This is a genomic window from Pseudomonas asturiensis (assembly GCF_900143095.1).
GTDB classification, from domain to species: Bacteria; Pseudomonadota; Gammaproteobacteria; order Pseudomonadales; family Pseudomonadaceae; genus Aquipseudomonas; species Aquipseudomonas asturiensis.
The window spans coordinates 308833-320220 of the sequence record NZ_FRDA01000007.1 but is presented as its reverse complement, the minus strand read 5'-3'; the positions used below and the strand labels follow the sequence as shown (position 1 = coordinate 320220).

6 protein-coding genes are annotated in these 11388 nt (G+C 60.0%); 2 read left to right on the top strand and 4 right to left on the bottom strand.

Going from position 1 to position 11388, the window contains the following annotated elements; all coding sequences use genetic code 11:
- A partial coding sequence (locus BUB69_RS15215; protein ID WP_141121864.1) for a transposase occupies positions 1 to 184 on the top strand: 184 nt, incomplete at its 5' end.
- 356 nt (positions 185 to 540) lie between these two features.
- Here BUB69_RS15215 and BUB69_RS15210 read toward each other — a convergent pair.
- From BUB69_RS15210 to BUB69_RS15195, 4 genes are all read right to left on the bottom strand, one after another.
- Entirely contained in the window at positions 541 to 1656 is a 1116-nt protein-coding gene (locus BUB69_RS15210) for an actin family protein (RefSeq protein WP_073168137.1), read from the bottom strand.
- Positions 1657 to 1820: 164 nt separating this feature from the next.
- Positions 1821 to 3296, bottom strand: a complete 1476-nt coding sequence (selO, locus tag BUB69_RS15205; protein WP_073168135.1) for a protein adenylyltransferase SelO — start codon at positions 3294 to 3296, stop codon at positions 1821 to 1823.
- Positions 3297 to 3344: 48 nt separating this feature from the next.
- Positions 3345 to 6731, bottom strand: a complete 3387-nt coding sequence (gene mscK / locus BUB69_RS15200; protein ID WP_175561749.1) for a mechanosensitive channel MscK — start codon at positions 6729 to 6731, stop codon at positions 3345 to 3347.
- Between the two features lie 38 nt (positions 6732 to 6769).
- Positions 6770 to 8512, bottom strand: coding sequence for a potassium/proton antiporter (locus BUB69_RS15195; protein WP_073168131.1), 1743 nt, complete (start codon positions 8510 to 8512; stop codon positions 6770 to 6772).
- Positions 8513 to 8751: 239 nt separating this feature from the next.
- Between BUB69_RS15195 and BUB69_RS15190 the strand changes: the two genes are divergently transcribed.
- Positions 8752 to 11346 (top strand): dermonecrotic toxin domain-containing protein, encoded by a 2595-nt coding sequence (locus BUB69_RS15190; RefSeq protein WP_073168129.1) that lies wholly within the window; start codon positions 8752 to 8754, stop codon positions 11344 to 11346.
- Positions 11347 to 11388: the final 42 nt, after the last annotated feature.

Sequence of the window (11388 nt, the reverse complement as noted above, 5' to 3'; positions counted from 1 at the left end):
CAAAGCTCAGACACGGGCCAAGGTCGAGCATCCGTTTCGCGTAATCAAGCGTCAGTTTGGCTACGTGAAAGTGCGCTTTCGTGGGCTGATGAAAAACACAGCTCAGCTGACCACGCTGTTCGCCCTGTCGAATCTGTGGATGGCTCGAAAACAGCTGATGGGTATGGGTGAGTTGCGCGTTTAACACGGAAAACCGGGCGGAAACGCCCTCAACGCGCGCTGCATCAGGCCATTTTCAGCAAATAGCGCTGGGTGCCGGGCAAATTGCGACTCGCCGCCGCTGCGTAGCAAGTTGATCGGAGCATCCGAAGGGGCCGGTGTATTCGGTCGAGGTGTTGCGGCTGGAAGTCAGTCTTCGTGAGCAAGCTCACTCCCACTGGTTGAAAACCGGTTTCAACCAGTGGGAGCGGACTTGTCCGCGAAGGGGGCGGTGTGTTCAGTCGAAGGATTGCGGCTGGAAGTCAGTCTTCGCGGACAAACGGAACGCCGCCCGGCCCACTCCTACACGATCTGCGGTGTTTGCTGCCCGGCGGTGCCCCTTCAACAGCATTTTCTGTGAACAATGGCTGGGCCGCTTTCATCGTATTCGTCTCTGGTGATCCACATTTGCTGAAAGGTAGGCAGGTCCGCCAGCATGGCGCCTCCGATCCAGCTTGCATATCGACAGTCGGGTGGCACCGTAACCGAGACAGTTGTCCCCGCAGGTGCTAACGCAGAAAGTTCTTTTTGCAGTCGGTTGCCAAGCCCCTTAAACATGGCTGAGCCGCCACTCAGGACAATGTTTCCCCACAGGTCCTTCTGAATGTCCTCATCGCACTTCAAAATACTTTGGTGAATGGTGTTATGCAGGTCGTATGGTCCTTTGCTGTCGAACAGTCGCTGGAGTAATTCCTCCAGATAATTAAATCGCTCATCGGCGAGGTTTATTTTTTTGCCATTGGGCAGCTCATAGAATTTATCAACAGTACTTGAGGCCGCTTGAAGTTTTGAGGCGAGATTCGGTGCGTCGTTACCGAGCTTCTCTTTGATGTCCTTGGCGATGGAGAAACGCGATTGCAGATTTTTAAAGTCGGGTTCTGCAGTGTCTAGCAGTTGGGCAAGGTAGTTCGTCAGGTCACGTCCTCCAACCTCACGCTTGAGAACGGTATGAGGATACATAAACCCTTCAAAAACGGCCGCGACACAAGTCATGTCGTCACCTATGTCCACCACAATTCCAGTGGTTCTTCCTGATGCGTAGAGGCTCAAGTTTGCATCTTTTGCAAGGTAAAAAGCGGTGCAGCAGTGTGACTCGAACATTATCTGGGTTATGTACTCCCGGTTGGCTTTAGGGGGGAGCGGAGACTCCGTCAGCAGGACAGGTTGTTTTTCTTTTTCAATCTTTAATGCGGTGGAAAAAACATATTCTATAAGCTTTTCGAAATCGTCGGAGTTATTCACAACCCCAAACTTTACCGGGTTCCTGAGGTCCAGTGCTTCACCTCCAGAGAGGGCTTCATCACCGACATATACTGTCTTAAGTCCGGTAGCCGCTTTAGGCCTGCCTACCACAGTGGGGAATACGGCCTTTGGCGACTTATCTCCCGCAAATCCCACTTTCGTAAAGCCGCTGCCCATATCGATAATCACTGCTTTTCCAGAGAGGTCATCTTCCATGATGTCGTGCTCCTGCTGTCCATCTGATCGTGGTGTATCGCTGCCTTGATTCGCGTCAACCGGTTCATCGCAAGCAGCCGTCCTGCGCTTAAGGTTAGTTGCCGCGTATCAGGCTAGCCACTGCGATCCGTCGCACCGGTGTAGCCAGACGTGCTGTGCGCCGATCACGACGAGCAGCTGATCTCCAGATGCTTGCCCCAGTCCGGTGGGCGCTGGGCATAGCGGTCCATGCCGGGTTGCTCGGTGAAGGGCGTGCAGAGCACGTCGTGCAGGCGGCGCACTTCTTCGTAGTCGCCCTGTTCGGCCGCCTGAATCGCGTTTTGCGCCAGGTAATTACGCAGGATGTACAGCGGGTTGACCGCGTGCATGCGCGTTTTGCGCTCATCTTCCGGGCTAGGGTTTTCCTGGGCGATGCGCGCCAGGTAGGTCTCGCCCCAGCTGTCGAAGCCTTTTATGTCGACAAAGTCGTCACGCAGGGCCTGCAATGCGTCGGCGGCCGGGGCATCGCCCAGACGGCGGAAAAACAACGTGTAATCGACGCCACTGTTCTGCATCAATTGCAGCAAGCGGCTGATCAGCAGATCGTCCTGCTCGTCGGCCCGCTCGTCTGCTTGAGTCAGGCCGAGGCGACGGCGCATCAGGTCCCGGTAATGTGCCTGATACAGCGGCAGGAACAACCCGATGGTCTCGCGTAACGCATCTACGCTGATGAACGGCGTCAGGGCCTGGGCCAGCGCGCTGAGGTTCCACTGCGCGATGGGCACTTGATTGCTGAAAGAGTAACGGCCTTCATGATCGGAATGATTGCAGATGAAGTGCTGGTCGAAATCGTCCAGAAACGCGAACGGGCCAAAGTCGAAGGTGATGCCCAGAATCGACATGTTGTCGGTGTTCATCACGCCATGGCAGAAGCCGTAGGCTTGCCACTTCGCGATCAACTCGGCATTGCGCTCGACGATTTCCCGGAACATCGCCAGATACGGCTCAGGCTGTTCCTGGCAGTGTGGGTAGTGCATCGTCAGTACGTGTTCGGCCAGCTGCTTCAACTGCTCAGGCTGCTTGGTGTAGTAGAAGTATTCGAGGCTGCCAAAGCGTACATGGCTGCGGGCAAGACGCAGCACCATGGCGGCACGTTCCTCGGTTTCGCGCCACACCGGAGTGCTGGAACCGATCACACAGGCGGCGCGGCTGCTCGGGATATTCAAGGCATGCAGCGCTTCAGAGGCCAGAAACTCGCGGATCGAAGAGCGCAGAACCGCCCGGCCGTCACCCATGCGCGAATATGGCGTCTGACCGGCCCCCTTGAGGTGCAGGTCCCAGTGTTCGCCTGCGTCGTTGTAAACCTCGCCCAGCAACAGGCCACGGCCATCGCCCAGGCGCGGATTGTACGAGCCGAACTGATGACCGGAGTACACCATCGCCCGTGGCTCGGCTTCCTGCCAGAGTTTGTGGCCGGAAAAGATGTCTGCAAAAAGTGGCAGTTCGGCCTGGCTCGCATCGAGGTCGAGCAAGGCCAGAGCGGACGTGCTGGCGACCATAAGGCGAGGCTCGGCGATGGGTTCGGGCAGGACCGAAGTGGAGAACGCGTCGCCCAGGCGGGCGAAGCGGTTGTCGAAGACGAGTTCGTCGAGGGCTTTCACAGGCCATCTCCAGCAGAGTGTGGGGGCATTCTGCTGGGGTTGACCCGATCAGTCGAGCCTGAGTTCAGGTGGCTCGGGCGCGTCCTTGGTCGCTGGCGCTACTTTGGTGTTGACCGGCGGGGTGGTCTTTTCGGTCGTCAGACCGGGTTTGTCCTCCGGCTCCACCGGCACCATCTTGTATTCCTTGCCCTGAGTGTTCTTCAGGTAGATCTCCATCTGGCGGAAGGAGATGTTGATCTTCTGCTTCTTGAATTCGCGGTTGATGAACCGGTTGATCTCGTCCAGTACCGGATTGCGGTCGCCCAGATCGCGAACGTGCATGCGCAGTTCGTGGTCCAGCGTACTTTCGCCGAAGTTCAGGAAGTACACGATCGGCTCGGGCTCTTTCAGCACCCGTGGGTTCTCGCGGGCCGCCTGCAGCAGCAACTCGCGCACCAGGTCCAGGTCCGAGCCGTAATCCACGCCGAGCTTGAGGGTTACGCGGGTAATGGTGTCGGTCAGCGACCAGTTGATGAGCTGGCCGGTGATGAACGTCTTGTTGGGGACGATGATGTCCTTGCGGTCGAAATCGGTGATGGTCGTCGCACGAATGCGGATTTTGCTCACCGTGCCCGACAGGTTGCCGATGGTGATGGTGTCGCCGATCCGCACCGGGCGTTCGAACAGGATCATGATGCCGGAGATGAAGTTGGCGAAGATCTCCTGCATGCCGAACCCGATGCCCAGCGAGAGGGCCGCCACCAGCCATTGCAGCTTGTCCCAGCTCACGCCCAGTGTTGAAAGCGTGGTGACAAAACCGATCCCGGCGATGGCGTACGACAGCAGCGTGGTGGTGGCGTAGGCGCTGCCCTGCGCCAGGTTCAGCCGTGACAGCACCAGCACTTCCAGCAGGCCAGGCAGGTTGCCCGCCAGCACGAAGGTGATGGCGATGATCACCACTGCACCGATGAAGTCACCGAGGCTGATGGGCACCATGCTCATGTTGGCGCCCGTGCCGCTGGTGTATTCGTACAGGGTGATGTTGTCCAGGTACGCAAACACCGTGAGCAGGTCGGCCCAGACCAGATACAGCGCACCGATGAAGCCGCCCAGCAAGGCCAGCCGGATCAGGCGCAGCGACTGCTGGTTGACCTGTTCAATGTCCAGTTTCGGTTCTTCGACCGGTGCATCGTTGTCGCCGCTCTCGCGGGCGGCCTGACGTTTGGCCAGGGCGCGCTGATACGCCAGGCGACGGGCTGCAACGCCCAGGCCGCGAACGAACGTGGCTTCGACCACCAGCCAGAGCATCAGCAGGTAAAGCGTGTCGATCAAGCGGTCGCTGAGCTTGAGCGCGGTGTAGTAATAACCGAAGCACACGGCCACGAACAACGCGATGGGCAGTGCGGTGAAGGCCATGCCCACGGCTTTGCGGAACAGTGACGCGTTGTGGTGAGTCGGGCTGGACACCAGCAGGCGACCCAGCAACCAGGCCATTAATGCGTAGCAGGTCAGCACCACGCCAATGCCCAGCACGTCGTCGGACAGCGCCGCCGGCTGATGTTCGGCGACGGCCACGACGGCCACCAGCGCCAGGACCACCAGCCCGAGACGCCGCACCCAGCCACGCAGGAACTCGACCTGCGCGGTTTCCCAGCGGAAATGCAGCTGCGCAACGCCCGATGGCGCCAGCACGCGGTACGCGGTGTAGAACACCAGCCACGCCAGGGCGATCTGCAACAGCGCTTCGCCCAGATTGGCGTTCTGTCCACGGGCGTCGATTTGCAGCGCGTAGCCGCACAAGGCCAGGCCCAGCGCTACCGGCATGGCCAGCAGCACGTTGATCAGCAAGGCCTGCGGGGTTTTCCACTGGCTGTCACGCTTGAAGTGACCGATGTCGGCGTGCAGACGATTGAGGCGCTGATACAGCGCCTTGCGCCGCCAGGTCAGCACGCCGATCAGCAACAGCAATGGCAGGAACAGCAACGGCTGCTGGGTCAGGCCGTCCGACAGCTCGCTGATGCTGGAGGTCCAGGGCAGGGTTGCCACCTGTTTTTCCAAGCGCGGCCAGATGTTCTGGAACCACTCGATGTCCAGCGGCTTGTTGCTGGGGATCCAGAACATCTGCTCGTCCAGCGTGGAGCGCAGGCTCATGGCGGTGCTGGTGAGTTGTTTCTGATTCAGCTGCAGGGTGATGGATTCATTAAGCAATGCGCTGAGTTCGCGGTTCAGACGTTCCAGCAGGTCACTGCGGGTAATGGCCAGGTCCAGCAGGGTTCTGCGCAGCTGCGGGGTGATGTTTTCCGGGGCCTGCGTGGCGAGCAGCTTCTCGACATAGGCGTTCGGCGTACTCATCTGCTCGCGTTGCTGGTTGATTTCGAACTGATACAAACGGATGTTGGCGATTTCGTCGGCCAGGCCTTTGTCCAGTTCCAGATGCGGCAACGACTGCTTCTGTTTGTAGAGAATCTTGGACAGCAGCAGGCTGCCGCTGAGCACGTTGATCTGCTCGCTCAGGGCCTGGTCCGTCTGAGTCAGGTTGTCCAGTTGCTGCTTGGTCTTGAGGTTCTGCTGGGTCAGTTCGTTGAGGCGATCGGTGCCGCGCAGCAGGTAGTCGGACAGCTGCAGGTTGGCCGCGCTCTCGGTGGCCAGCAGGCTGCTGCCGCCGGATTTTTGAGCTTCGAGGGACAGGTCGGCGACGGTTTTCTGCGACTGGGCGCGGCGCTTGTCGTTGATCAGGGTTTGCAGGTCCTGAATTTCTTGCTCCTGGCGTGCGACTTTCTCGGTCAGCAGGTCGTGCTGGCTGTTGCCCAGGTCCTGAAGCTGGCTATTGCCGGCCAGTTCCTGACGGCGCAACAGATTCAGGGCGTTGATCGACGCCAGCTCGGCATTCAGCAGGTTGCGCTGGTCGGCGTTGAGGGTCTTACCGTTGTCCTTGCCCAGTTTGAGGATGGCGTTGATCTGCTGGATGCGGTTCTGGTTGGCGCTGATTTCTGCCTGCGCACGCTCCGGCCGGGTCTGGGCAGTGATGCTCAGGCTGTTGGCGTCGTTGAGTTCTTTCTGCAGATCGCTTTGCTGGGTGCTGCGCTGACTGAGCACCTGCTCCAGTTGCGGCACGTCGAGGCCGCCGTAGCGCTGTGCGACCGCAACCACCTTGCTTTCCTTGAGCCGGCTCAGCTCACGCTGATTGTCGGCGGTCTGCTTGGGTGCCTGATTGAGCTGCTGCTTGAGCGCAGTCAGCTTCTGTTCGCTGTCCTGCTTGCTGGCCAGAAACCCCAGGGTCTGTTCGAGGACCTGTTGCAGCGCTTTCTGATCGGCATCCGGCAGCTTGCGGTCGGCGATCTTGTCCAGACTTTGCTGCACGGCTTCGCGGGTGGGCGGGTCTGCAGCCAGCGCAGGGAAGGTGGAAAGACAAAGCGTAAACAGTGTGGCAGCACAAAGGGAGCGCAGGGAAAACATAGACACCGGTCGCATGATGGTACGTGTGGGTGGGCAGTTTAAAGGAACAATCCGGGACCCGGGCGGCTTCCTTCGGGGAATTTGACGCCCACTTTCTGGATCTTGTTCCCGTCCATGACGGCAACTGTCCAAATAGTTCCATTCCATTCGATCTGGTCACCGATCACCGGCTCGCCACGGTTCTTCTGCACGATGAACTGACTGAGCGGCATGCCGGGGTCAAGGCCATCGAGTTTCAGACCATAAAGCGCTGCCACCGCGCCCAGTTGCGCGTCGCCTTCGAGCACGAAGTCGCCGAAGAAGCGCAGGTCCAGACCGCGTTGCGGAGCCTGGCTGAACAGTTTGCCCAGTGCGGGCAGGTCGTGTTCGTGGCCGATCACGCAGAGCAGGTCGCCCACTTCCAGCGTGGTACTGCCGGAGGGGTGAAGCAGTTGCTGGCCACGAAACAGTGCCGCAATGCGCGTGCCTTCAGGCATTTTCAGTTCACGCAGCGCCGCGCCGATGCACCACTTTTCTGCGCCCAGACGATAGACGAACAGCTCCCATTCGCTGGTGACATGGACTTCAAGGGCAGCGCGGGAAATCGGCGCAGGATCGGGCGGAACCGTGACCTTCAGCAGTTTCGCCATCCACGGCAGGCTGGTGCCTTGCAGGAGCAGCGAGACCAGCACGATGAAGAACGCGAGGTTGAAGTACAGTTGCGCGTTGGGCAGCCCGGCCATCAGCGGGAACACAGCGAGAATGATCGGCACCGCGCCGCGAAGGCCGACCCAGGCGATGAAGGCCTTCTCGCGACCATGAAACGCCTTGAACGGCAGCAGGCCGACCATGACCGACAATGGCCGTGCCACCAGAATCATCCACAGCGCCAGACCCAGCGCCGGAATGGCGATAGGCAGCAGGTCGTGCGGCGTGACCAGCAACCCCAGCACCAGGAACATGCCGATCTGTGCCAGCCAGGCCATGCCGTCGAGCATGTGCAGAATGCCATGGCGGCTGCGGATCGGCCGGTTGCCCAGCACCAGACCGCACAGGTAGACCGCCAGAAAGCCACTGCCGTGGATGGCGTTGGTCAGGGCAAAGATCGCCAGACCGCCGGCGATGACCAGAATCGGATACAGGCCCGCGGCCAGATTGATGCGGTTGACCAGTTGCAACATGATCCAGCCGCCGCCCAGACCGATGATCGCGCCGATGCCGAATTCCTGAATAAGGTGCCCCAGCAGCCCCCAGTGCAGGCCGGTCTGACCGCTGGCGAGCATGCCGATCAGGGTCACGGTCAGAAACACCGCCATCGGGTCGTTGCTGCCGGATTCGATTTCCAGACTCGCCGTGACCCGTTCGTTAAGTCCCTTGCCGCCGAGCAGCGAGAACACGGCCGCCGCGTCGGTGGATCCGACGATGGCGCCGATCAGCAGGCCCTGAATCATGTTCAGGTTGAACAGCCAGGCGGCGACCATGCCCGTCAGCACCGTAGTGATCAACACCCCGACGGTCGCCAGCGACAGGGCGGGCCAGAGCGCCACACGGAAACTCGCGACCCGCGTTCGCAGGCCGCCATCGAGCAGAATGACCGCCAGTGCCAGGTTGCCCACCAGATAGGCCGTGGCGTAGTTGTCGAAGATGATGCCGCCGCCATCCACGCCCGCGACCATGCCCACCGCAAGGATGATGACCAGAATCGGGATGCCCAGGCGTGAAGAAAGAGAACTGACCAGAATGCTCGCCGTTACCAGCAACGCGCCGATCAGGAACAGGCTGTTGATGGTCGTGGCATCCAAGGGCGGTACTCCATAGAAAACGAATCGAAAACGGTGGGTGCGAGAACTGACCATGCAGTCCGCGTGCCAAGGGATTCTAACCTGTTGAATTGGCTGGCTGTCAAAGTTTTGCCGATTAATACACGGTGTCTGTGACCGTTGCTATTACCGGCCCGCCCGTGCAGGTCGTAATTATGTAAGACCCGTGCCTCTGCCGATTTTGATTGCGTGTGCTTCCCATTCCAAAGGAACAGGAAGCCATGACTTCTCAAACGACACCGTCACACCTTAATGATCAAGAGCAACTGCGCAAGAAAGCCCACGACTATGTTGTGGCCTATCCCGACCTGTACGACATGGCGTGGCGTGCGGCGCGGGAGATTCTGTTCAAACGCGTCGGCCAATGGCTCGACCCCGAAGCGGTCTACTGGCACCGGTTCAGCGGCGCGGTCAGCAGCCCGCGTACCTTTACCGGCTGGGAGCACGTCGGCACGCCGGTCCAGTCGATGACGATCGTCGAACTGCTTATTCGCCGCTTCAGCCCTCAGGATCAAGTGGCCAGTGACGAGCTCTCATCCTATGGCGGTTTCTACACCGTGAAGGCCGACCACGGCAGCTTCAACGAAACCAATGAAGTGCGTCTGCTCGCCCAGGACGCACTGAATGATTTCTGGGCGCTGGATTTCAGTGTCGCTTATCAACGGGCGCTGGACGAATTCTGGCGTCTGAATGAACACACGTTCGGGGAGCTGGCCAAGGCCCGATACCTGGCAGCAGCGGGGCGATGCAAACAGAACGGGCAGCTATCGGCGAGTGATTTCCAGGTGCTGGTGAGCCTGGTTCTGGATGAGCACAGCGACACGCCCACTCTGGCATCCCTGGGTGCAGGCGTACGATCCGGCGCGAAGGCAAGCGTGCACTGGCTGGACATCGGGGGCTTCAAGGCCCGGGATATTCTGCGCATCGTCGACGAGCAGGGCGTGCAGATGCTTTACATGCCCGGCGACATCAGTCCGTTTCACCGTTTTGCCAACCAGCAGGCGTTGATCGACTGGCTCAAGGCTCGTTTCGCGAATGCCCAGACCCGCGATGAAATGCGCAGGCACTTCGTTCGCTCGCCCGGCGACCGGCAGACGCCTGACGTCACGTTCGACCAGCGCATCGCCAGCCTGCTGACCGACGACGGGCAAGCGGGGCACAGCCTGGTCAACCAGATCAAGGGGGCCATTCCCGGCGATCCGTTCGACTACCTGCGTGATGTCGCTCGCGGAGAGATGAGGGCGGATGCCCGTGCGCTGCTGACCAGTAATGCCGAGCTACGCAAGCGAATCGGCATGGGGTATCTGGACGCCTTTCTGCATGTGGCAGGCAATCTCGCGCTGTTGGGCTGGCCGGTGGCGCTGGCTGTGGTGGGGGCGAGTGCCTTGAATCTTGGGCTGAATATCGATCAGGCGTTGCGCGGCAAGACGGCAGCGCGGCGCAAGGCCGGGGTGTTGGGCGCGATCTGCAATGCCGTTTATCTGGCTTTCAACCTGCCGCTGCTGGCGCAGTCGAGTCGCGCTGTCATGGGCATGGCAGAGCCGGCACCCGCCGTGTCCGCCACGGATGCCCTGGCCAATCTCAACGGTAATCAACTGGCACTCGAAGGCCTCACGCCCATCACCGCCGACGGTCGGCTGCGAGGCATTTATCAACTCGCCAATGGCGAGACCTGGATACGACGCAGCGGTTTGTTCTATCGCGTGCGCTACAGCGAATCACTGCAAGGCTGGCAGGTGATTGATCCGCACAACCCGTTTGCCTTCTCCTCAGGTCCGGCTGTTGTGCTGGACGCGCAAGGCGAGTGGCAGCCCATCGCCTCGCCTGGCCTGTCGGGTGGCGCGCCTCAGGACGCGCTGCCGGACATGATCACGCCGTCGTCCCCGCCGCGCTACGCAACGACCACTTCGACGTTCTGGGACCACTACATGCTGATCAACGTCTATGACGAAAAGCACCTGGCCGAGGCCGCTATCGCCCGACAGGAGGCCGTCATGGAAATTTTCCGGATGGAGCCGGGAGAGGAGGTGGTTTCCGATTCCGAAGGCGAAGACGTACACATCGACCTTTGGGGCGCAAAACACCGTGTGTTCAAGACCCACGACGCCATGTTTTACGGCCAGAGCATTCGGCGTTACACCGACAATGGCGGGATCTATAACCAGTACCTGCGCACCGGAACGGTCTTTGATGACGATCAACTGCCGGGCATGGTGAGCGTTGCCGAGCAGGTCGAAGACATCAAGCGCTTTGTCGAAGATGTGATGACGCTTGGCTTCAACAACGACGTCGCCCTGTATCGCGGCGGAAGTGGCGAGCGAAGTACCTCGGGGCAGTTCTTTCGCAGTGGCAATGTCGAGGTGGGAGACGTGTTGACCAATACCGATATCACCTCGTTCAGCGAAAACCCCTATCAGGCCAGAACCTTTGCCAGCAGCCAGGCGGGCGACAATGCGCTTTCCATCTCGGGACCGGTCTCCTTTGATGACAGCTCGGTGGTCTTCGAACTGCCTGCCGGGCATTACCTGGGGGCAACGCCCATCGCGCCCTTTTCCTCGAGCCCCGGAGAAGCCGAGTCCATCTTTCTGCCGGGTCGCTACTTCCAGATCGAGCAGCTCGACGAGGTTCGGGGTGGCTTCTATCGATTCATGAGGGTGCGGATCAAGGAAGTATTCGGCCCGGTTGCAGGACGCAGGCTTCTGGATATGCGCACGGGTGAGCCGTTCAGCCGTGAGCAATACGCTGCCCGGTTGGGTGCGGCGGGCAAACCGTTGGTGGACGTGTTCTTTCCTGAAGGGGTGTCACCTCAGGCCTGAGTGGGCGACTTAAATAGTTACAGCAGTCTGTGCCTGCCGACT

Coding starts and splice junctions, on each gene's coding strand:
- BUB69_RS15210 (WP_073168137.1), bottom strand. CDS start 1,656: ATGGAAGATGACCTCTCTGGAAAAGCAGTGATTATCGATATGGGCAGC.
- mscK (WP_175561749.1), bottom strand. CDS start 6,731: ATGTTTTCCCTGCGCTCCCTTTGTGCTGCCACACTGTTTACGCTTTGT.
- BUB69_RS15190 (WP_073168129.1), top strand. CDS start 8,752: ATGACTTCTCAAACGACACCGTCACACCTTAATGATCAAGAGCAACTG.